We start from the raw sequence: 21,593 nt of genomic DNA, 5'->3' as shown, positions 1-21,593 counted from the left end.
AACGGGGAGAAGGGCGCTAATCCCGCAACTCAGAACCGCTCCAGCTTCGCCCGCACTTTCGCCAAAAAAGCCGCTCGGCTCCTCGGCGTCGAAGCATCCATCAGATAGTGCGCCAGGAAAAATGTCTTGCATCGCGTCGCGCACAGCGCCCGCATGCCGCGCAGCAGGGTCTTGCGGCCGGGCTGGCCGACGACGACGCTCCACCAGGTTGGCGCGCCGCAGGTGGTGATGACACCGACCTTCGTCACATGCGTCATCAGCGATTTGATCCGTCCCTTGCCCGCCGGCAACTTGAAGGCCACATCCGTCGCCCACACCCGGTCGAGCCAGCCCTTGAGCATCGCCGGCAGCCCGTACCACCACGTCGGATAGACAAACAGGATCGCTTCGGCCCAGGCAAGCAGCTCGAAATGCGGCTTCAGCGCCGGGTCCTGCGGCGCCTGGTCATTGTAAGAGCGCCGCTCGTCGCAGCCCATCACCGGATTGAAGTTTTCCGCATAGAGGTCGAGCAGCCGCACCTCCCAGCCCCTCGCCTTCAGCACCTCGATGGCACTGTCCCGGATCGACGCACAAAAACTCTCCGGGACCGGATGGCAATAAACAACCAGCGCACGCATCAGAAGCTGTCCATGCCGGATGCTACCTTGGCCATGAAGGCTTTGCGCGTTTCGCCTGTCGACAGATTCATCGAGTATTCAGCGAGATAGGTTACCGATGCGCCCGGCTTTACCGTGGCGCGCAGCATGCGCTTGATCAGCTTGCGTGGCGGATCGCCCATCAGCATGGCGCGGAACCGGCTGCCGCCATAGGTGGTGACCGCCGCGACCTTGCGGATGTTGTGCAGCGACGGCTGCACCTTGCCGTCGACCAGCTTGAACGACACGCCGGGCAGGAACACGCGATCGAAGAACCCCTTCAGGATGGCCGGAAAGCCATAGTTCCAGACCGGGTAGGAAAGTACCAGCGCATCGGCCCGCAGCAGGCGCTCGACATAGGGGGCCACGGCATCTTCCTCGCCGCGTTCGTTGTGGTAGCCGAGCCGTTCGGCTCGCGTCAGCCTTGGATCGAAACCCTCGGCATAAAGATCGCAGTCATCGACCGTATGGCCCGCTGCCACCAGGCGCTCGACGATCATCCGATGCAGACCGGCATTGAAGCTGGTCTCGACCGGATGGGCGTAGAGTACGAGGATGTTCACAGGAGAACATCCCGCAGGTCAGTGCGAGGCACCCCCCTCTGCCCTGCCGGGCATCTCCCCCTCAAGGGGGAAGATCGGACTGCCGCATCGCTTTCGCCAACGGTCAACGTCACAGTTTGGTCGCAACGCTGAGGCTGCCAATCTCCCCCCTTGAGGGGGAGATGTCCGGCAGGACAGAGGGGGGTGTTCAAGCGCAAACCTCTCCTCATCACACCCTCTGCAGCCCCTTGAACAAGAAAGTCCGGCCCGAGCGATAATCGTAGTCCGGATTTTCCCAGGCGATCATCTTGCCGGGATTGAGCAGGCCTTGCGGATCGGTCTCGCGCTTGAAGGCAAGCTGCACCGCGTCCGTCTGTTTCATGCCGCCCTCTTCCAGCGTGTAGCGGTGCGGATTGAAGATCGGGCAGCCATTCGCCTCATGCAGCCGAACGATCTCATCGAGCCGCGCCTCGGTGGTGAATTTCACCAGCGGCAGGCCGAAACAGGTGATGTTGCCGTCCAGCCGCACAAATTCGAGATGCGAAAAGACTTCTCCGGGAAACATCGCATCCATCTTTTCGACCAGCGCCAGCTGGTTGGGAAAAGGGTAGAGCGACTGCAGATAGGTAATCGAAGGATCGACGCGCAGTGCCCGCAGCGTCGTGTGGTTCCAGGTCAGCTCATAGGCCGGTGGCAGACCCTTTTTCTCGTCGGGCGTCGCCGTGGCGGCACTGAAGATCACCTCGCCGCCGGCGCGACGGGTGAAGGCAAGGAAGGCATCCAGCCCATGCAGCGCCACCATGACGACGCAGATGCTCTGTCCCTCCCTGAGGAATTTCTGGTGCCGCTTGAAATAGAGCTGCGGCACGGGTGCCGAAATCGGCGTGATCAGCTTGGTCAGGATGCCATCCTGGCACGCCAGCGCGTTGCCATAGCGCGCCGCGTCCATGAATGTGTCGAAGCCGACGATGACATCGACCCAGTCATAGGCTGCGGTTAGCGGCATCTCGACTTCGGTGATGATGCCATTGGTGCCGTAGGCGTGCGTGACCTTGTGCATATCCTCGCCGGTGAGTTCGAGCACCTTCGGCTCGGCCTCCATGGTCACCACGCGCAGGCGCAGCACATTGCCGAAATCACGCAGGCCGCCGAAATTGATCGAGCCAACGCCACCCGATCCGCCAGCGATGAAGCCGCCGATCGAGGCCGTGTTGTAGGTGGAGGGCGACAGCCGCAATTCCTGGCCGGAGTGCGCCCGCGTTGCCTTGTCTATATCGCCCAGCACAGCGCCAGGTCCGGTCACCACGCTCCCCCATGCGATCGACTTGATCTCGTTCATGTCGGCAAGGTTTAGCACCACGCCGCCCGAAAGCGGCATCGCCTGGCCGTAATTGCCGGTGCCACTGCCGCGCGGCGTCACCGGCACGCCGTGCCGGTGACAGGCGGCGAGCACGCGGATCACCTCGGCCTCGTTCTTCGGCGTCACGATCAGGTCGCCGGTGACATGGTCGAGCTGCTGTTTCAGCACCGGGCTGTACCAGTAGAAGTCGCGGCTCTTCTGCTGCACAATCGCCGGATTGTCGTCGAGTTTTATCCCGTCGAGATCGCGTTTCAGCGCGGCGATATCCATCATTTCACCATCAACTCGTCGAGTTCGGCATAGTCGGGCAATTGCCGCTCAATCGCACGCCCGTCGCGCACGACGATGCGATCCGATTCGGGCCGCGACAGCAATTCCGTCCAGCTTCGACCTTTGAACAGGATGAAGTCGGCTGGACCACCGACGGCAAGCGTGCCGACACCGTCAAGTCGCATCACCCTAGCCGGTGTCGCTGTCACCGCTTGCGGCCAGTCGGCGACCGGATGGTCGAAATGCAGGATGCGCGTCGCCATGCGGTAGACCTCCAGCATGTCGAGATCGCCATAGGCATGGAAGGGGTCGCGCGTGTTGTCGGAGGCGACGGCAACTGGAATGCCCCGCGCCTCCATCTCGTGCAGCAGCGTCACGCCGCGCCAGCGCGGCGTGGTCCGGTCCGCACGCCTGTCTTGCAGATAAAGGTTGCACATCGGCAATGACACCACGGCGAGCCCGGCCTTCGCCGCCTTATCCAGCGTGTCGAGCACGTCGAGATCGGGCTGGCGCGCCAGCGAGCAGCAATGGCCGACGAGGATATTGCCCTCGAAGCCGTTCCAGAGCGCCGCCTCCGCGATCTTCTTCAGCGAGATCGCCGTGACATCGTCGGTCTCGTCGGCATGGAAATCGAGATCGAGGCCATGTTTGATCGCTTGCGCGAACACCTGGTCGAGAAGCTCCTCCAGATCCGGCACCATATAGGTGACGACGCCGAGAACGCCCTTGGCGGCGGCCACCCTTTTGGCCAGGCCTTCGAACCAGGTCTTCTCGCGAACGCCTTCGATGCCGATCAGGCAGGCGGCCTGCAGTTCGATGCGGCCGCGCCACTTTTCGCGCATCGTCTCGAACACCGGCCAGGAGATTTCTTCCTGCGGCGCCACGCTGTCGAGATGGGTCCGCAGCGCCTTGGTGCCGTGCGCATAGGCTGAGCGCAGCGAGAAATCCATGCGGCGTGCAACATCCTCGGCGTTCCAGCGCGCGGCGCGGTCCGCGCCCGTGGCGTTCAGCGCGCCCATGAACGTGCCGTCCGGATTGGGTTTTCTCGGCCAGATATGGCCCTTGTCGATATGGGTGTGGCAGTCGACGAAGCATGGCAGCACGATGCGGCCGGCAAGGTCGACCGCGTCGGTTGGCACCGTTGGGCGACCATGAGCCATGATGCTGGAAATCCTGCCGTCGGCGACGGTGATGTCGGCCAGCGCAAAGCCGTCGCTGTCAAAGGCCACGGCAACGGCTGGTGTCAGGGACGCGTGAAGCCGGACATTGGCGAGCCGGTATGAGCCTGAATTCGGAATCAAGAAATTACCGCTCCTGCTTCAGTGCGCTTTCGTGCCAGCGCCTGAGAATGAGATGCGAAATCAGCGACAGCACGAGGAAGATCAGGATGCCGGTGAGCGAGATCAGGATCAGCGCCGCGAACAGGCGCGGTGCGTTGAGCCGGTAGCCGGCCTCGATGATGCGCGAGGCAAGCCCGGATGATTGGCCCTGCGCCCCAGCCACGAACTCGGCCACCACGGCGCCGATCAGCGACAGGCCGCCGGCGATCTTCAGCCCGCCGAGAAAGTAGGGCATCGCCGCAGGCAGCCGAAGATAGCGCAACTGCTGCCAGCGCGTGGCGCCGTTGAGCTTGAACATATCCAGCAGGTTGCGGTCGACGGAATTGAGGCCAAGCGTGGTGTTGGAAAGGATCGGGAAGAAGGCGACGATCCAGGCGCAGAGCAAAAGCTTGGTCGTCTGGTTGCCGACATAGATATTGATCAACGGGAAGATGGCGACGACCGGCGTCACCTGCAGCACGATGGCGAACGGAAAGAACGACATTTCCACCCATTTCGACTGCGCGAACAGGACTGATAGCCCGACACCGCCGATGACAGCCAGGGCCAAGCTGAGGAAGGTGATCCTGAGCGTCACCAGCAGCGAGGAAAACAGCAACCCGGCATCATCGTGCAGCGTCTGCAGCACCACGCCGGGGCGCGGCAGGATGTATTTCGGGATATCGTTCCAGACACAGATGCGGTCCCACAGCCAGATGGCCAGGATCATGATCGCCAGTGGCAACACCCACCGGCCGATCCGCTCGAGCCGGTCCTCCCGTACGCGGCGCGCCTCTTCGGGATCAAGCTTCAGCGTGACCTCTTCAATGGCCGTCATGACGCGACCCCGCTGTTGAATTGATGGCCTTGACCAGCACATCGGAAGCCTGGCGGCAAAGTGCTGCATAGTCGGGCGAGGTGCGGAACACCTCGTCGCGCGGATAGCCCGCCTCGACAGCGAGTTCGTCGAACACCCTGCCCGGCCGAGCCGCCATGACGACAATCCGATTGGACAGGAAAACGCTTTCGAACACGCTGTGGGTGACGAAGACGACGGTGAAGCGTTCGTCCTGCCATAGCTCCAGCAGATCATTGTTGAGCTTGAAGCGGGTGATCTCGTCGAGCGCCGCGAACGGCTCGTCCATCAGCAGCACGCGCGGTTTCGTCACCATGGCGCGCGCGATCGAGACGCGCATCTTCATGCCCCCGGACAGTTCGCGCGGCACCGCTTTTTCAAAGCCCGTCAGATGGACCCGCGCCAGCATCTCCTCGACCGCCGGCGCCGCCTTGGCTCGTGAAATACCCTTGAGCCGCAGCGGCAGCCAGACATTGTCGAAGACATCGGCCCAGGGCAGCAGCGTCGGTTCCTGGAAGACGAAGCCGATCTTGGAGCGGTCGAGAGAGCCGCCGCCACGCCAATCGAGCAGGCCGGACGTCGGCGTCGACAGGCCTGCAATCAGGCGCAGCGCCGTCGACTTGCCGCAACCGGACGGGCCGAGAAGGCTGAGAAAGTCACCGTCCCGGATCGTCAGGTCGACATTGTCGAGTGCCGTCACACCGTTGGAAAAGACCTTGCCGACGCCGCGCAACGCCAGCAACGTCGGGCGAGGCCCCGACCCTGTTGGCGCTTGCGCCACTGTCTCCTGGATCATGCGCGAACCGGCCTATTTCTTCAGGTCGAGCCCGACGCCCTTGTTGATGAAGGCCAGCGTGTAGGCCTTCTTGATATCGATGCCCGCGGGCGTGACCTTGGCCTTGACCATCTTGTCGTAAAAACTCTGGATGCGCGCATCCGTCATCGCGCCGATGCCCAGCTTCTCGCTGTCGCCTGAATCGACGATGCCGAACTTCTTCAGCTGTTCGATCGAGAAGGCGATCTGCTCATCCGTCATGTCCGGATTGTCCTTCTTGATCATGTCATTGGCGGCCTTGTTGTCGCCATAGAGATATTTGTACCAGCCCTTGGCCGAGCCATCGACGAAGCACTGGACAACCTCGGGGCGCTTGTCGATCGTATCCTGCATGACCTCGACCGTCGTCGCGTATGTGTCCCAGCCATAGTCGGCGAGCAGGAACTGGTCGGGCATGAAACCGCCCGCCTTCTTGACCGCGAACGGCTCGGAGGTGACGTAGCCCTGCTGGATCGACTTCTTGTTGGCGATGAACGGCGCCGGATTGAAAGTGTAGGGCACGCGCTTGGTGGCGTCGAAGCCGAGATCGGTGATCATCCACTGGAAGAATGTCTGCGCGCCCTCGTCGCCCAGTATGTACTGGTCGGCCTTCTTCAGGTCGTCCCATGTGTCCAGCCCCTGGCCGGGCTGCGACATGATCACCTGCGGGTCCTTCTGGAAATCAGCGGCCACCACGCGCATCGGAATGCCCTGTTGCACGGCGTCGAAAGCCGAAAGCAGATTGCCTCCCATGTAGAAGTCGATCTTGCCGGCAAGTAGCATCGGCCTGCCGCTGACCTGCGGCCCACCCTGCATGATGGTGACGTCGAGGCCGCAGGCGGCGTAGGTGCCATCGGCGATGGCCTGGTAATATCCTCCATGCTCTGGCTCGGCCAACCAGTTGGTGCCAAAGGTGACTTTCTCATTGGCGGCCGCGCCCACCGTGCCGGCCGCAAGCAGCGCGATCGCGCCCGCCGAAATCTTCCGTCTTCCGTACATCGACACCACCCTCTGTTTGCTCCGGCACGCTCCGCGCCGGGCTCGACACCATTGGTTCAAGAAGCAAGACACATGCCACCGGCCCCTCGTGCCGGGACCGCCCGCTTGCGTCGCACTCGCGCGTCAAGGGCGGGCGGGTCATGCTGTACGAAAGGCATCGTGCCTATTTTTTGAACTGCTGTCCACAATCGCGCCGACGACATGAACCGCCATCTTGAAGATACCACCACTACCGCCTTAGGTTGCCGGCGGAACGGAGATTGCCATGTTCAAATTTCTCACGCCGAAGTCGATCAAGCCGCCCTTCGCCCGCTACAGCCACGGCGTCGAGGTGCCCGCCGGCAAGCGGCTGGTGCTATGTTCGGGCCAGGTCGCCATCACGGCGGACGACCAGACTCCCGAGGACGCAGGCGCCCAGGCCGAGCTTTGCTTTCAAAACATCGCCGCGGTTCTCGGCGAGGCGGGTCTCGGGCTTTCCGATATCGTGCGCATCAACGCCTATGTCACCGACCGCGCGCATCTGCGGCCTTATATGGACGTCCGCGACAGGCTGTTCGCCAGTCCCGCTCCCGCCTCGACGCTGATGATCGTCTCCGGTTTTGCCCGGCCGGAATTCAAGGTAGAGGTCGAGGCCATCGCGGCTGGGTGAGATGCGCAGGCCGAAGCCTCGAATCGACAGGCTGGCAATCTGAAGCTACACCACACCAAAGTCTGCGCCGCCCCTCATCCGCCTGCCGGCACCTTCTCCCCGTTCTTCACGGGGAGAAGGTGCCGGGCAGCGCAAACATAAGATCAGTTCCGTCGAGGCCCGAAATGACCCAAACAAAAAGACGCGTGTGGTGGGGCGACTACCGGACAACCGAATATGCCTCGATTGATCCGGAGGCGACGATCGCCGTTCTGCCCGTGGCGGCGATCGAGCAGCACGGACCGCATCTGCCCGTCTCTACCGACACATCGATCATGAACGGCATGCTCGACGCGGTTATCGACCGCCTGCCCGATGATCTCGACATCCGCATCCTGCCGGTCCAGGCGATCGGCAAGTCCAATGAGCACCTTCACGCACCGGGCACCCTCACCTTGCCGGCGACGACATTGGTCGACGCCTGGACTGAGCTTGGCCTGTCGATCGCGCGCGCCGGCCTGCGCAAATTGATCGTTGTCAACTCGCATGGCGGCAATGAGGAGATCATGGGCATCATCACGCGCGAGTTGCGCGTGCGTGCCAAGATGCTGGCGGTGAAGACGAGCTGGCAGCGCTTCGGCCGGCCGGCTGGCATGTACACCGAACTCGAGGACCGTCACGGCATCCACGGCGGCGATGTCGAGACGTCGCTGATGCTGCATTTCCGGCCGGACCTCGTCGATATGGGCAAAGCCGACAATTTCGTCTCCAATGTCGCCAAGGCCGAAAAGGAATTCTCGCTGCTGCGCCACACCGGAACGCACGCTTTCGCGTGGATCGCTGGGGATCTCAACCCGAACGGCGTAGTCGGCGATGCCGGCATCGCCACGGCAGAAAAAGGCCGGCTGACAGCCGAGCACCAGGCCGACGGCTTCATCAGCCTGGTGAAGGACGTGCGCAAGGCAAAGCTTGCCGACTGGCTGAGCTAACCCTCGATCTTCAGTTCGAAAGGCGTGCCTTCGAAAGCATCCGCGCCACGGCCGATCGCCTGGATGGCCTCGACCATGCGGCCGTTGCGATCGAGCAGCGCGTCGGCCACCGCGATCAGGCGCGGATTGGGTGTCGCCGACGGCGACAACGCCCGCAGGGTCCGTGCCAGTTCCGCCTCGTCACGCTTCGGCGCCAGCGCGGCCGCGATGATATAGGCCGAAGCGGTCGAGCGGCTGATTCCCGCATAGCAATGTATAACCAGCGGTCGTGCACGATCCCACTGGCGGCCAAAGTCGAGTATGTCGAGCACGTGCTCCTCGCCCGGCATGGTCATGCCGTCCTGCGCCACCGCGATGTCATGCATGACAAGGTGGAGATGATTTTCCCTGGCGATCGATGCCGGACGCGTCACCTCCGTGCCAGCGGACAACAGCGAAAGCAGCCGCCCGGCGCCGGTCCTTGCCACCGTCTCCTCGACCTTCGCCAACGAACAGACATGGATCATAGTATCTTTTCCCTTGGCTGATCGTCGCGCCGCCGCGCCCAGTCGGCAAGAGCGGATTCGAGCCGCAACCATTCCTCCTGACATCCCGGCAAGCCAGCGCGCAGCACATGTGGCCGGTCGGCAAAATGGCGAAGCAGGATGCCGCGCTCGCCAAGTGCCGAAAACAGTCCGGCGGCATCGACCAGGCGAAGATAGCGAAACAAGGTGGTGCCGCCGGCGACGGGAACGCCGAAGCGGCCAAACAACCCGTCGAGCCGGGCAGCGGCAGCGGCCAGCGACGAGCGCATCTCGTCCTGCCAGGCGATATTGGCGAGCGCCTTCATGCCATATTCCAGCGCCGGCCCGGCAACCGCCCAGGGGCCAAGCTGTGTCTCCAGCCGTTTGACAGTCAGCACATCGGAAAGCGCGAAACCCAGCCGCAAGCCGGCCAGGCCGAAGAACTTGCCGAACGAGCGCAGCACGACAATGCCGCCCTGCCCGACATCCCCCGCAAGGCTCTCAGTACGCGGGCCGACATCCATGAACGCCTCGTCGACCACCAGCAACCCGCCCTTGGCGCGCAATCCTGCGGCAAGCTCCAGCAACTTCTCGCGCGGGACGATGCGCCCGTCCGGATTGTTGGGGTTGACGATGACAGCAAGGTCGGCCTCAGCCAGGGCCTCGAAATCCTCGACCTCCGTCACGGCATGGCCCGCAATCGCCGCAGCCCGCGCATGCTCCGCATAAGTCGGCCCCAGCACCAGCGCCTTGCCGGGCCTGACCAGGGAGGCAACGCGCGGCAAGAGAATCTGCGTCCCCGGCCCCGCCGCGACATGCGCGGGGGACGGCGCGCCATAGGCGCTGGCGGCGACTTCGGCCAGTTCGTGCGCGCGCGCCTTTTCCGGCAGACGCCACAGGGCGGTGGCGGGCAGGTCGAAAAGCGGATAGGAGAGCGGATTGATCCCGGTCGAAAGATCGACGAAAGGCTGCGGTGCGTCGGGAAAGAGCGCCCTCGCCCGGCCAAGACTGCCGCCGTGATCCACCGTTGCAATCGCTCCATCAAGAAGCTTCATGTCAGTCCTGATCGCTTTCCTGTCCTTGGCCGTCGAACTCGCACTGGGCTATCCGGGCTGGCTCTTCCGCGCCATCGGCCATCCGGTGACGTGGTTTGGCAGGCTGATATCCTTTCTCGACCGCAGGCTCAACCGCGCCACTGATTCCGACGTGCAGCGTCGCCGGCGAGGCGTTGTTGCCCTGATGATCATCGTCCTCGTGCCGGCCGTGATCGCGCTTGGCATCGAAATCGCGCTCTGGCGGATGCTTCCCACCGGGTTGGTGGTCACGGCGATCCTGGCAACCGCGCTGCTGTCGCAGAAGAGCCTCTACGAACACGTCGAAGCCGTGGCCTACGCGCTCGAAACCGGCGGCCTGGCGATGGGACGCATCGCCGTCTCGCAGATTGTCGGCCGCGATCCGGAAAGACTGGACACGGCAGGCGTCGGCCGCGCGGCCATCGAAAGCCTGGCCGAGAATTTTTCCGACGGCATCGTCGCCCCGGCCTTCTGGATCGGTGTCGGCGGCCTGCCCGGCGGCGTCGCCTACAAAGCCGCCAACACCGCCGATTCGATGATCGGCCACCGCACGCCACGTCACGAGGCCTTCGGCTGGGCCGCCGCGCGTTTCGACGACCTGATCAATCTGCCGGCGTCGCGGCTGACAGCATTGCTTATCGTGCTGGCGGCGTTCCTCGTCAGGGATGCGGATGCGGGCAACGCCTGGCGCGCCGTCTGGCGTGACGCCAGGAAGCATCGCTCGCCCAATGCCGGCTGGCCCGAGGCGGCGATGGCCGGAGCGCTCGGGCTCGCGCTTGCCGGCCCGCGCAGCTATGGCGGCGTCATGGTCGACGACGTGTTCATGGGCGAAGGCGGCCGCCGCGAAGTCGACAGCCTCGACATCAGGCGCGCGCTGAAACTCTATCGGGTCGCCGATTACCTACTGATCGGCCTGTTCGGTCTGGTCGCGGTCGTCGTCATCGTTGCGTGACGAGATCGCCGTTCAGAACTCGATCCCCTGCTGCGCTTTCACGCCCGCCGAAAAATGATGCTTGGTCACGCCCATTTCGGTGACGAGGTCGGCCGCCTCGACGAGCCCCGGCTTGGCGTTGCGGCCGGTGACGACGACGTGCAGCCCTTCGCGCCGCGCCTTTAGCGCCTCGACCACTTTTTCGAGATCGAGATAGTCGTAGCGCAAAGCGATGTTCAGTTCGTCGAGTACCAGAAGGCTGATCGACGGATCGGCCATCAGTTCGAGCACCTTGGCCCACGCGGCTTCAGCGGCGGCGATGTCGCGCTTCAGATCCTGCGTTTCCCAGGTGAAACCCTCGCCCATCGTATGCCAGACGACGCGGTCGCCGAATGCTGCAAACGCATCCTTCTCGCCTGTGTGCCATTTGCCCTTGATGAACTGGACGACGCCGACGCGCTTGCCATAGCCGAGCATCCGCAAGGCCAGCCCGAAGGCGGCGGTGGTCTTGCCTTTGCCCGGACCGGTGTTGACGATCAGCAGCCCCTTCTCGACCGTCTTGGCCGCCACCTCGGCGTCCTGCACCGCCTTGCGCTTGGCCATCTTGGCGCGGTGGCGCTCTTCATCCCTGTCGTCGATGGTCCTGTCGATTTCGGTCATCTCACTTCACCTTCAGCGGTAGCCCCGCCACCATCAGCAACACTGTTTCGGCCACCGCCGCAACCTGCTGGTTGAGCCGGCCGGCAGCGTCACGGAACCGACGAGCCAGCGCATTGTCGGGCACGATGCCCTGGCCAACCTCGTTGGAAACCACGAACCACGGCCCACGCGGCCGCGACAGCACGTCCGCCAATCGCCTGCATTCGGCCTCGACGTCGTGCTCGGCCAGCATGTGGTTGGTCAGCCACAAAGTCAGGCAGTCGACCAACACAGGCTGCCCATCCGGCAGCGCCTCGATCGCGCCGGCAAGGTCGAGCGGCGCGTCGATGGTCATCCAGCCCTCGCCCCGGCGCGAGCGGTGCAAGGCGATGCGTTCGCGCATCTCGTCGTCATAGGCTTGCGCGGTGGCGATGTAGGACCATGGTGCCGGATGAGCCGTCACCAGCGTCTCGGCATGCCCGCTCTTGCCAGAGCGCGAACCGCCGATGAGAAAGGTCAGCGTGCCCTTATGTGCAACGGGATCGGCCATCGGTCGGATCAAGCGCCAAGGAGGACTGAAGCAGTTTTCATCCCTGTTCCTATTGCCTCCAACCAGCGGGGTTGCAAGCCGGTTCTTGCCGCTCCTGCCGGAATCGCCGGCAACCAACGCGAATCCACCGCCTTGGACGGTCGGCAAGCCGGTGCGCCAATTGACAATTCTCACGAGTGGGTATTGGCTGAACGTTCAGCCAACAGAGGGAGCCAGTCATGCAGCCCGATCCCAACGAGCGAGCCACCTACAACGGACTGACCCGGGCTGAAGCGACGCTGCCGTCATCGGCCTATTGGGACATGGGAGCCTATCAGCGCGACCTCGACGCCATCTGGTATCGAAGCTGGCTTCTCGTCTGCCGGGAGGCGGACTTGGCAGAACCACGGGCCTTCAGGACGTTTCGGGTCGGCACGCAGGAAATCGTGGTGCTGCGCGACGAGACAGGCGTTCTCCGCGCCTTCCACAACACCTGCCGGCATCGCGGCTCGCAGCTTTGCCAGGAAAGCGAGGGCCGGCTGAAGGCGCGGCTCCTTACCTGCCCCTACCATGCCTGGTCCTATTCGCTGCGCGGCGATCTCGTGCGCGTGCCGTCGAAATCGCTGCCCGAAGGTTTCGACAAGGCCGACCATGCGCTCTACCGGGTAGCGCTCTCCGTGTGGCGCGGCTTTGTTTTCGTCAACCTTCTGGAAGACGCCGAAGACTCGGCTGAAACATCCTTCGACCCCGCGTCCGGCAATCTCGGCAATTGGCCGCTTGAAACGCTGGTCACCGGCCACGTGCTGCGCAAGGTGATGAACTGCAACTGGAAGATTTTTTGGGAAAACTTCAACGAGTGCCTGCACTGTCCGGGCGTCCACAAGGACCTGTCGCGGCTGGTGCCGATCTACGGCCGTGGCCTGATGGGTCGGCACGACGATCCCGAATGGGCCCGCCATGCCGACAATGACGCGCCGGAATTTTCTGGTGGCCTGAGAAGCGGAGCCGAAACATGGTCGAGCGACGGGCGCGCGCATGGGCCGGTCTTTGCCGGCCTGACGCCGGCCGAACGCGCCGCCGGACAGACCTATGCCACCAATCTGCCGTCCATGTTCGTCGTCGGCCATGTCGACTATGTCAGGACGGTGCGGCTGGTGCCGCTCGGGCCCGAGCAGACGGAACTCACCGCAGAATGGCTGTTTCCGCCGGAGGCCTTGAAGGCGCCCCCAGCCGACATCGACAACATCGTCGCCTTCGGCAGGCAGGTGCTGGAGGAAGACGCGGCGATCTGCGAGGTCAATCAGAGGGGACTGCGCTCGATGCGCCACCAGGTCGGCGTTCTGATGCCCGAGGAATATGAGCTGCACCGCTTCCACAACTGGATACGCGAGCGCCACGCAGCGGTTCCGCCCAGCCCCTGAGGATCAGAGAGACTTCGGCAGGTACCGCCACGTTACGAAGCCGCAGATCGCCGCCAGGATGCCGAGCGTGGCGAAGACCGCCCCCAGGCCGAAAAACGCCAGCACCACGGAATAGACCAGCGGCGGCGTCAGCTCGGAAAAGTCGAGATAGGTGCGATAGACGGCAGCCATCTGCGCCCGTTCGTAGGAGCGCACCGAGCGCATGAAGGCGGTCGAGCCCAGCGCATCGAGCGCGATGGTGAAGAAGGCGCCGCAAAGCAGGAAGGCGCCGGTGAGCAGCGGCACGGTCTCGCCAACGGCGCCGGCCGCCAGAAGTGTTGCCGACATGGCGAAATAGGCAAATGTCATGGTGCGGCGGCCACCGAAGCGTTTTCCGGCCTTGCCCCAGAAGATCGCCATGAACAGAAGCGCATTGCCGGCGGAAACCAGCAGGCCACCGGCCATGTCGCCCTGCCCCGTGATCACCATGAACAGTGGCCCATAAACGAAGAATGTGGTCCAGAAGCAGGAGCGGCCGAAGGCGATGAGCCAGGCCAGCCGCAGCCTTGGCTGGGCGATGAAGCGGCCGATATTGGCGAGCGGATTGGCTGGACGCGTCTTGCCAGGGCGGATCAACGGGTTGTCACTCAGCCGGTAGAACCAGAACAGCGCCAACAGGATCATGGCGAAGACGGCGACCGCGCCATGCGCCGCATAGATGCCGAAACGCGTGTAGAGGAAGATGCCGAGCGTCGGCCCGCCGGTCCACGCCACCATCGACCACGCCATGCGCAGCGATTCAGCCTGCATGAAATCGGTCTTGCGGATGTGATCCATGATGTAGAGGTTGAGCGTGATGCCCAGCGCGCTGGCGCCCATGACGCGGCACAGCATTCCGGCCAATTGCCCGGCCAGCGTGTGCGTGACGAAGAACAGTGAGCCGATGGCGAGCAAGCAAGCGCCGGCGGTGTAGACCCAGCGCCGGGCAAAGCGCCGGATCAACATCGGCATGAACAGCGTCACCGACAGGCCGAGCATTGCCACGATGGTGTAGAGGATCGAGACGATCTGCTCGTTGTGCAGGATCTCGTAGGCCTGGATCGGGATGACGCTCGACACGATGGCGCGGGCGAAGGATTCGACCGCGTAGAGCGAGGCAAAGGTGCGCGCATCCGCGGCCTTGAGGGCCGGAAGCCAGATCGGATGACGCACATGGATGGACATCGCTTCCCCCGAAGCAGAATCGCAAACCCAAATCTGCAGGGAGCGTTCCCGGGCGAGTAACAGGAAACCGACGCATTCACCGCAAAAGCGAAGCCGGCCAAAGGCTTTCCAGTGCTGGCCTAAAGCGGATCCTGATGCGGTGCCGATCCAATATTCCACAGACTGCAGGAGGCAGGATGTCCCCGTCGCCGGACAATCGAGGTCGAAGCCGAGTGGCCAGCTTCTTTTGTCCGGGGCAACCGTGATAGTCGTCTTGCAGGGCTGATTCAGATCGCGAGACCATGAGCATCCATACGCCGACCGCACCCGTTAAAGACAAGCCAGGCCGCATTATCGGCATCGACGTGCTCCGTGGCATCGCCCTGCTGGCCATGGCGAGCTACCATTTCACCTGGGATCTCGAATTCTTCGGCTATACGGATCCCGGCCTGACCGCCTTTGGCTGGTGGAAGATCTATGCGCGCTGCATCGCTTCGACCTTCCTGTTCCTGGTCGGCGTCAGCCTGTTCCTGGCCCATGGCAAGAGGATCCGCTGGAACGGCTTCTGGAAGCGCTTCGCCATGGTTGCCGTGGCAGCACTCGCCATATCGATCGTCACCCGGATCGCCACGCCGGACGGCTTCATCTTCTTCGGCATCCTGCATGAGATCGCGCTGGCGAGCGTGCTCGGGCTGCTGTTCCTGCGTCTGCCGGCACTGCTGACGCTGCTTGTGGCGGCGCTCGTCATCGCCGCGCCTTTTTACCTGCGTTCCGAGATTTTCGACCATCCCGCCCTGTGGTGGGTCGGTCTGTCGGCGAACAATCCGCGCTCCAACGACTACGTTCCTCTGTTTCCGTGGTTCGGCGCCGTGCTTGTGGGCATCGGCATGACGAAGCTTGCCACTGCCTCTGGTATCCTGACGCGTCTGGCCAGCATCACGCCCGGGCGCTGGGCAAACCCGCTGGTCTTCATCGGTCGCCACAGCCTCGCCTTCTACCTGATCCACCAGCCCTTGCTTATCTCCTGCGTCTGGCTGTTTGCTCAGGTGATGCCGGCGCCGGTCGAAACCAAGCAGGTCAATTTCCTGAAAGCTTGCCAGGTCTCGTGCGAGCAGCAGCGCGACAAGGTGTTCTGTACAGCCTATTGTGGTTGCATGCTTGATGCGCTGGAGAAACCACGCTCGACCGGCTCTACAACAATGACCAGACCGCCGAGTGGAAGGCACATCTGGGTGACCTTGCCGATACCTGCACCGCCAAGACCGACGACAAGATGATGGATGGAGGGGCGCAATGACCGACAGCCAGGCAAAGCCGGGAATAATTCCGTGGCCACCGCTGATCTACATCGCCGCCATCGCCATCAGCGTCGCGCTCGGGCTTCTCTATCCGCTACCATGGATCGACGACCTCCTGGGCGACATCCTGTTCGCGGCCGGCTGGGTGGCGCTGCTTGCCGTCGCCGCACTCTGGTTCACGGCGATCCGCATCATGATGCGGGCCAAGACCACGCTTAATCCCAATGCCGTACCCGACCATCTGGTAACGAGCGGCCCGTTCGGCATTACCCGCAATCCAATGTACCTGGCCAATACGCTGCTGTTGATCGGCGTGGCCTTTGTCTCGGGGATAGCGTGGTTCCTGCCGCTGGCGTTCATCGCCGCCTTCGTCACCCAAAAGGTCGCGATCGAGGGCGAGGAGAAAATCCTTGCGGCGAAGTTCGGCAAGAAATACCGGGATTATGCGAAGAAGGTGCGGCGCTGGATTTGAGCCGCCCTTCGCCGCGAAGACGTTTTACGTGTTGACGCCAAGCTCCACGAGCCGCTCAACGCATGATTCCTCGGCCTGGTCGAGTTCGGCCAGCGTCTCCTCGAGATCCCTGCGCTTCTGCCGGAGATCCTCGCGCTTTTCCTCGATGCGCTTGATCATGAGCTTGAGTTGCCCGACTTCGCCGGGCGGCTCCTTGTACATCTGGATGATTTCGCGGATTTCGTTGATCGAGAAGCCGAGCCTCTTTCCGCGCATGATCTGGCGGATGAGATGCCGGTCCGACGGACGGAACAGGCGGGTGCGGCCACGCCGCACCGGTTGCACCAGCCCCTCATCCTCGTAGAAGCGCAACGTCCGCGTCGAAACATCGAATTCGCGAGTCAGCTCCGTGATCGAATAGTATTCCCGCATTGTCACTCCACATGCCGGGACCGGACACCCCTCGCCGATTACCGGCCCGTCCGTCCCATGCCAACCCAGTTCCCAGCCGGAATCGGCATGTTGCCCCAACATGCAGAGCCTCGCACGGCATTTACGTAAAAGTCAATTGTGAGGTTGAGTGCCTGGTTGAAGCGACGCGACAACGCATGTCGCTGAGGAAAGAGCACCCATTCGCGGTTAGGACAAAATTGCGTAACGTGAGATGAACAGAAACAACCGGATCGACCCATGCCCGCAAATCGGTCCAGAACAACCGGGAATCGTTGAACATCCAGTCGGAGAGAGCAAACGAGGCAACCGGACAGCGCGTTAGCGTTCTCGTCGCCGAGCGCAATCCGCTGGTATTGTCGGCCCTGCGTGAAATGCTGGAATGCGACGGGCGTTTCGCGTTTTTTGGCTCGGTGCGAAGCGGCAAGCATTTCCTGGAACTCGCGACGGCGTCGCAATTCGATGTGGCCGTCATCGGCTGGAAACTCGTCGACATGGACGGCGCCGACCTTCTGGCGGAAATCCAGAACCGCAAGCTCGACGTGCGCGTTACTGTCTTTTCGAACGAACACGATATCGGAATCCTGAAGCAGTGCGTGCGCCTCGGGGCTCATGGCTACTGTTTCCAGTTCGACGAGCCCCAGATCATCTTCGAGACGATACTCGCGGTCGCGCGCGGCCGTATCTGCATCCCTTATATCGACATCAACAAGATCAACGACACGCCGCTGTCGCGGCTCACGGTGCGCGAGCGGGAACTTCTGGCGGTGCTTGCCGACGGCTGGACCAACCTGCAGATCGCGACACGCACCGGTATCTCCGAGAATACCGTGAAATATCATCTCAAGAATCTCTACGACAAGCTTGCCGTCCGCAATCGGGCAATGGCGGTCGCACTCTATTCAAGTGAGAAGCGTTGGGGATCCTAGGGTGCGTGCGGGTAGGCCAAACCTACCCGCACGCAACGATATCTTACCCGCGAAGGTGTTGTTGCGAGCTATCATCGAAACGAGACTTGCTCCACGTTTCACGGCAAGATGACCGACGCGGCGTCGGAGCGCATGGCGCAACGTGCTGGTGGTCAACGGGGCAATCGGACGCGTAGGTTAGACGCGCGCTGCCGCGCACCGACGATACCGGGAGGACAAGAATGGATATCCACGAATATCAGGCCAAGGAACTGCTGGCCCGTCACGGGGTCCATGTCCCGCGTGGCGGCCTTGCCTACAGCCCCGAGCAGGCGACCTACCGCGCCCGCGAGATCGGCGGCGGCAAATGGGTCGTCAAGGCGCAGGTGCACTCTGGCGCGCGTGGCAAGGCTGGCGGTATCCGCCTGTGCGTGAATGACGAGGAAATCTCCAACGCCGCCGAGGCCATGCTGGGGCGCAAGCTGGTAACCCAGCAGACCGGTCCGCGCGGCAAGCTGGTATCCAGGCTCTATCTCGAGGAAGCCGTCGACATCGCACAGGAGCTGTATATCGGCTTCGTCCTCGACCGCAAGGAAGAGCGCGTCATGATCGTCGCGTCCGCCGCCGGCGGCATGGAGATCGAGGACATCGTCGAAGACGCTCCGGATTCCATTATCCGGACCACGGTCGATCCCGGCGTCGGCATGCAGCGGTTCCAGGCGCGCGAGATCGCCTTCGGCCTGGGTCTCGAGAACAACCTGATTGGCAAGGCGACCGAGACGCTGCTCGGCTGCTACCGGGTGTTTCGCGACTACGATGCCTCGATGCTCGAGATCAATCCGCTGGTGGTAACCCGCGACGGCAATCTGATGGCGCTCGACGCCAAGATGTCGTTCGACGAGAACGCGTTGTTCCGTCGCCCGGAAATCTCCGAGCTGCGCGACAAGAGCCAGGAAGATCCGCGCGAAACCTTCGCCAGCGACCGTGGCCTGTCCTATGTCGGGCTCGACGGCAATATCGGCTGCATCATCAATGGCGCCGGGTTGGCGATGGCGACGATGGACATGATCAAGATCGCCGGCGGCGAGCCGGCGAACTTCCTCGACATCGGCGGCGGCGCCTCGCCCGAGCGCGTCGCCAAATCATTCCGAGCGGTTCTCGGCGACAAGAATGTCGAGACGATCCTGGTCAACATCTTCGCCGGCATCAACCGCTGCGACTGGGTCGCCGAGGGCGTCATCAAGGCGATCCGCGAAGTCGGCGTCAACGTTCCGCTCGTTGTGCGGTTGGCCGGCACCAATGTCGATGAGGGCAAGCGCATCCTGGCCGAATCCGGCGAGGATGTGATCGTCGCCGACACGCTGGCCGAGGCCGCCGAAAAGGCGGTTGCCGCCTGGCAAGCAGTCACCAAGAAAAACGCAGCCTGACGGGAGGAAAATATGGCAATTCTGCTCAATCGCAACACCCGCGTCCTCGTTCAGGGCTTCACCGGCAAGATCGGCAGCTTCCATGCCGAGGACATGAAACGCTATGGCACCAAGCTCGTCGGCGGCGTGACGCCCGGCAAGGGTGGGCAGACGCATCTCGGCCTGCCCATCTTCAACACGGTGAAGGGGGCGGTGCGCGAGACCCGTGCCGAGGCCAGCATCGTGTTCGTTCCGCCGCCCTTCGCCGCCGACTCGATCATGGAAGCGGCCGATGCCGGCATCAAGTTCTGTGTCTGCATCACCGACGGCATTCCCTCGCAGGACATGATGCAGGTGAAGCGCTACATGCGGCGCTATCGCTTCGAGGACCGCATGAAGCTGATCGGACCGAACTGTGCGGGCATTATCACACCCGGACAGGCGCTGATGGGCATCATGCCGGGCAGCATCTATCTTCCCGGCCGGGTCGGCATCGTCGGGCGCTCTGGTACGCTGGGCTACGAGGCCGCCTCGCAGATGAAGGCGCTCGGCATCGGCATATCGACCAGCGTCGGCATTGGCGGCGATCCGATCAACGGTTCGTCCTTCAAGGACATTCTGAAACTGTTCGAGCAGGACGACGCCACCGACGCCGTGGTGATGATCGGCGAGATCGGCGGACCACAGGAAGCCGAAGCCGCGATCTGGGCACGCGACAACATGCGCAAGCCGCTGATCGCCTATATTGCCGGGCTTTCAGCTCCGAAAGGCCGGCGCATGGGCCATGCCGGCGCGATCATTTCGGCATTTGGCGAGTCGGCGCAGGAAAAAGTCGAGATCCTCAAGGAAGCCGGCGTCACCATCGTGCCGACGCCTGCCTCCTTTGGCGAGGTCGTGGCCAACACCTTGGCTCGGATAAAGAGGGCCGCTTGATTCCGTCTTGAGGCGCGCTGGCCTGGGAACAGGAACCGGCCTCGCGCCCTTGATCGCGCAATGGACTTCGCGCGGCGTGGCGATTTGTTTAAAACGTCCCGAAGCTGCGGTTCTTCCGAGCCGCCCTTTTTCGCTTGGCGTCATGGTTGGCTTTCGCTGGCGGCCGGCTCAGTTCACCCGCCCTCAGCGATCTCCTTCGATGAGATCAAGCGGTAAGTGAGATGGGCGAACGGCGCAGGCGTGGCTCTCAGCGCATCGTATGCAAGAAGCCAAGCCTCCCCGCGAGGGGGCTTGCTATCCTGACATTTCAACAAGTTGGAGGTGTTGCCTTAGAGATATTTGGTGCGGTCGAGAAGACTCGAACTTCCACGGGTTGCCCCACAGCGACCTCAACGCTGCGCGTCTACCAATTCCGCCACGACCGCACGTGGTAGGAGCCGGAACCAACCGGCTCGCGGCGTGTAGCAAATCGTTTCCGGCGAAACAAGTGCGCGGTACGCAATAATCGCCAGTGATTTCGGCATAATGGTCGAGAAGGTTGAAACGTGCTGTGAACTGGACGTTTTGGCCGATTGCCGCCATATGAAGGACCAATGCATGTCGTCCAAGGCGCCGAGCGGTTTGGGATCATGACATGGACGAGACAACCACCCAGGGCGTGTCGCGCATTTGAAGTGACGCTCCGTGGACGAGACCCGTGATGACAGAACGCAGCCAGATAGCCACGTCGTTCTTGCCCCTGCCCGGCTCCGTGCCGGTCGAATGGCTGATCGAACCCGGCCTCACCGCCTATCCCAATGCGCTTGCCTTCATGGAGTCGCGCGCCGAAGCGACCGAAGCGGCGCTGCTGGCGAAATGGTTTGGCTGGTCGAGCATCCGCCGCTCTACACGGCTGGTACCTCCGCCCGAATCGAAGACCTCATCGACCCGGACCGCTTCCCGGTGTTCGCGGCCGGGCGCGGCGGCGAATACACCTATCACGGGCCGGGCCAGCGGGTTGCCTACGTCATGCTCGACCTGAAGCGACGACGCGAGGATGTGCGCGCCTTCGTCGCCGCGCTCGAACAGTGGATCATCGGCACGCTTGCCGCCTTCAACGTGCTGGGCGAGCGGCGTGAAGACCGCGTCGGCGTCTGGGTGGTGCGGCCGGACCGTCCTGCGCTGCCGGACGGCTCACCTGCCGAGGACAAGATCGCCGCGATTGGCATAAGGCTGCGGCGCTGGGTGAGCTTTCATGGCATCGCCATCAACGTCGAGCCGGATCTCGGCCATTTCGGCGGCATCGTGCCCTGCGGCGTGCAGGACCACGGCGTCACCAGCCTTGTCGATCTCGGCCTGCCGGTGACGATGGCCGATCTCGACCATGCCTTGAAATCGGCGTTCGAGGATGTGTTCGGACCGGCTACCGCCCTGCAGGCGGAAGCCACGCGCAAGGCCGGCTGATTCTCTCTGGCAAA

Annotated in this window: 21 protein-coding genes, 1 tRNA gene and 2 pseudogenes; 10 read left to right on the top strand and 14 right to left on the bottom strand. The window is 63.0% G+C overall.

Annotated features, from left to right (window positions below; translation table 11 throughout):
- Positions 1-29: 29 nt before the first annotated feature.
- From LGH82_RS00350 to LGH82_RS00320, 7 genes are all read right to left on the bottom strand, one after another.
- Positions 30-617 (bottom strand): NAD(P)H-dependent oxidoreductase, encoded by a 588-nt coding sequence (locus tag LGH82_RS00350; RefSeq protein ID WP_227346796.1) that lies wholly within the window; start codon positions 615-617, stop codon positions 30-32.
- Positions 617-1,198: an NAD(P)H-dependent oxidoreductase gene (locus LGH82_RS00345; RefSeq protein WP_227346795.1), complete on the bottom strand. Its 582-nt coding sequence runs from the start codon at positions 1,196-1,198 to the stop codon at positions 617-619. Before LGH82_RS00345 ends, LGH82_RS00350 begins: the two co-directional genes overlap by 1 nt.
- Positions 1,199-1,406: 208 nt before the next feature.
- Entirely contained in the window at positions 1,407-2,807 is a 1,401-nt protein-coding gene (locus tag LGH82_RS00340; protein ID WP_227349441.1) for an FAD-binding oxidoreductase, read from the bottom strand.
- Positions 2,807-4,108, bottom strand: coding sequence for a cytosine deaminase (locus LGH82_RS00335; protein ID WP_227346794.1), 1,302 nt, complete (start codon positions 4,106-4,108; stop codon positions 2,807-2,809). The genes LGH82_RS00340 and LGH82_RS00335 overlap by 1 nt, the downstream gene beginning before the upstream one ends.
- Positions 4,109-4,112: 4 nt before the next feature.
- A complete protein-coding gene (locus LGH82_RS00330; protein WP_227346793.1) occupies positions 4,113-4,964 on the bottom strand; it encodes an ABC transporter permease in 852 nt (283 codons plus the stop codon).
- On the bottom strand, positions 4,951-5,778 hold the full coding sequence (locus LGH82_RS00325; RefSeq protein ID WP_227346792.1) for an ABC transporter ATP-binding protein: 828 nt from the start codon (positions 5,776-5,778) through the stop codon (positions 4,951-4,953). Before LGH82_RS00325 ends, LGH82_RS00330 begins: the two co-directional genes overlap by 14 nt.
- 12 nt (positions 5,779-5,790) lie before the next feature.
- Positions 5,791-6,795 (bottom strand): ABC transporter substrate-binding protein, encoded by a 1,005-nt coding sequence (locus tag LGH82_RS00320; RefSeq protein ID WP_227346791.1) that lies wholly within the window; start codon positions 6,793-6,795, stop codon positions 5,791-5,793.
- Positions 6,796-7,060: 265 nt separating this feature from the next.
- On the opposite strand from LGH82_RS00320, the gene LGH82_RS00315 reads away from it, so the two are divergent.
- On the top strand, positions 7,061-7,444 hold the full coding sequence (locus tag LGH82_RS00315) for a RidA family protein (protein ID WP_227346790.1): 384 nt from the start codon (positions 7,061-7,063) through the stop codon (positions 7,442-7,444).
- A 164-nt stretch (positions 7,445-7,608) separates the two neighbouring features.
- Positions 7,609-8,412 (top strand): creatininase family protein, encoded by an 804-nt coding sequence (locus tag LGH82_RS00310; protein ID WP_227346789.1) that lies wholly within the window; start codon positions 7,609-7,611, stop codon positions 8,410-8,412.
- Here LGH82_RS00310 and LGH82_RS00305 read toward each other — a convergent pair.
- Both LGH82_RS00305 and cobD read right to left on the bottom strand, forming a co-directional pair.
- Positions 8,409-8,918 carry a tyrosine phosphatase family protein gene (locus LGH82_RS00305; RefSeq protein WP_227346788.1) on the bottom strand — a complete coding sequence of 170 codons (510 nt, stop codon included), beginning with the start codon at positions 8,916-8,918 and terminating at the stop codon, positions 8,409-8,411. The two genes, LGH82_RS00310 and LGH82_RS00305, sit on opposite strands and share 4 nt — an antisense overlap.
- Positions 8,915-9,970, bottom strand: coding sequence for a threonine-phosphate decarboxylase CobD (cobD, locus tag LGH82_RS00300; RefSeq protein ID WP_227346787.1), 1,056 nt, complete (start codon positions 9,968-9,970; stop codon positions 8,915-8,917). The genes LGH82_RS00305 and cobD overlap by 4 nt, the downstream gene beginning before the upstream one ends.
- On the opposite strand from cobD, the gene cbiB reads away from it, so the two are divergent.
- Entirely contained in the window at positions 9,969-10,940 is a 972-nt protein-coding gene (gene cbiB / locus LGH82_RS00295; RefSeq protein WP_227346786.1) for an adenosylcobinamide-phosphate synthase CbiB, read from the top strand. The two genes, cobD and cbiB, sit on opposite strands and share 2 nt — an antisense overlap.
- Before the next feature lie 12 nt (positions 10,941-10,952).
- On the opposite strand, the gene cobO is transcribed toward cbiB, so the two are convergent.
- Together cobO and cobU are read right to left on the bottom strand one after the other, a co-directional pair.
- Positions 10,953-11,579 (bottom strand): cob(I)yrinic acid a,c-diamide adenosyltransferase, encoded by a 627-nt coding sequence (gene cobO, locus LGH82_RS00290; RefSeq protein ID WP_227346785.1) that lies wholly within the window; start codon positions 11,577-11,579, stop codon positions 10,953-10,955.
- A gap of 1 nt (position 11,580) precedes the next feature.
- Positions 11,581-12,108, bottom strand: coding sequence for a bifunctional adenosylcobinamide kinase/adenosylcobinamide-phosphate guanylyltransferase (cobU, locus tag LGH82_RS00285; RefSeq protein WP_227346784.1), 528 nt, complete (start codon positions 12,106-12,108; stop codon positions 11,581-11,583).
- Between the two features lie 218 nt (positions 12,109-12,326).
- On the opposite strand from cobU, the gene LGH82_RS00280 reads away from it, so the two are divergent.
- Complete coding sequence (locus LGH82_RS00280) at positions 12,327-13,508, top strand: aromatic ring-hydroxylating oxygenase subunit alpha (protein ID WP_227346783.1); 1,182 nt, start codon at positions 12,327-12,329, stop codon at positions 13,506-13,508.
- 3 nt (positions 13,509-13,511) lie between these two features.
- On the opposite strand, the gene LGH82_RS00275 is transcribed toward LGH82_RS00280, so the two are convergent.
- Positions 13,512-14,711, bottom strand: a complete 1,200-nt coding sequence (locus LGH82_RS00275; RefSeq protein WP_227346782.1) for an MFS transporter — start codon at positions 14,709-14,711, stop codon at positions 13,512-13,514.
- Positions 14,712-14,992: 281 nt separating this feature from the next.
- Between LGH82_RS00275 and LGH82_RS00270 the strand changes: the two are divergent.
- Together LGH82_RS00270 and LGH82_RS00265 are read left to right on the top strand one after the other, a co-directional pair.
- A pseudogene (locus tag LGH82_RS00270) lies at positions 14,993-15,987 on the top strand (heparan-alpha-glucosaminide N-acetyltransferase).
- Positions 15,984-16,460, top strand: coding sequence for a methyltransferase family protein (locus LGH82_RS00265; RefSeq protein WP_227346781.1), 477 nt, complete (start codon positions 15,984-15,986; stop codon positions 16,458-16,460). The pseudogene LGH82_RS00270 and the gene LGH82_RS00265 overlap by 4 nt, the downstream one beginning before the upstream one ends.
- Positions 16,461-16,484: 24 nt before the next feature.
- Here the strand turns inward: LGH82_RS00265 and LGH82_RS00260 are convergent, their stop codons facing one another.
- Complete coding sequence (locus LGH82_RS00260) at positions 16,485-16,871, bottom strand: MerR family transcriptional regulator (RefSeq protein WP_006203215.1); 387 nt, start codon at positions 16,869-16,871, stop codon at positions 16,485-16,487.
- Between the two features lie 293 nt (positions 16,872-17,164).
- Between LGH82_RS00260 and LGH82_RS00255 the strand changes: the two genes are divergently transcribed.
- The 3 genes from LGH82_RS00255 (at position 17,165) to sucD (ending at position 20,136) form a co-directional block, all read left to right on the top strand.
- Positions 17,165-17,818 (top strand): LuxR C-terminal-related transcriptional regulator, encoded by a 654-nt coding sequence (locus tag LGH82_RS00255; RefSeq protein ID WP_227346780.1) that lies wholly within the window; start codon positions 17,165-17,167, stop codon positions 17,816-17,818.
- A 221-nt stretch (positions 17,819-18,039) separates the two neighbouring features.
- Positions 18,040-19,224 carry a malate--CoA ligase subunit beta gene (locus tag LGH82_RS00250; RefSeq protein WP_227346779.1) on the top strand — a complete coding sequence of 395 codons (1,185 nt, stop codon included), beginning with the start codon at positions 18,040-18,042 and terminating at the stop codon, positions 19,222-19,224.
- A 12-nt stretch (positions 19,225-19,236) separates the two neighbouring features.
- Entirely contained in the window at positions 19,237-20,136 is a 900-nt protein-coding gene (gene sucD / locus LGH82_RS00245; protein WP_227346778.1) for a succinate--CoA ligase subunit alpha, read from the top strand.
- A 340-nt stretch (positions 20,137-20,476) separates the two neighbouring features.
- On the opposite strand, the gene LGH82_RS00240 is transcribed toward sucD, so the two are convergent.
- Positions 20,477-20,561, bottom strand: a tRNA-Leu gene (locus tag LGH82_RS00240).
- A 275-nt stretch (positions 20,562-20,836) separates the two neighbouring features.
- Between LGH82_RS00240 and lipB the strand changes: the two are divergent.
- Positions 20,837-21,579 (top strand): annotated as a pseudogene (lipB, locus tag LGH82_RS00235) (lipoyl(octanoyl) transferase LipB).
- Positions 21,580-21,593 lie beyond the last annotated feature (14 nt).

It is taken from the genome of Mesorhizobium sp. PAMC28654 (assembly GCF_020616515.1).
GTDB lineage: Bacteria > Pseudomonadota > Alphaproteobacteria > Rhizobiales > Rhizobiaceae > Mesorhizobium.
The sequence above is the reverse complement of the archived record's forward strand: the minus strand, read 5'-3'. Positions and strand labels throughout refer to the sequence as shown.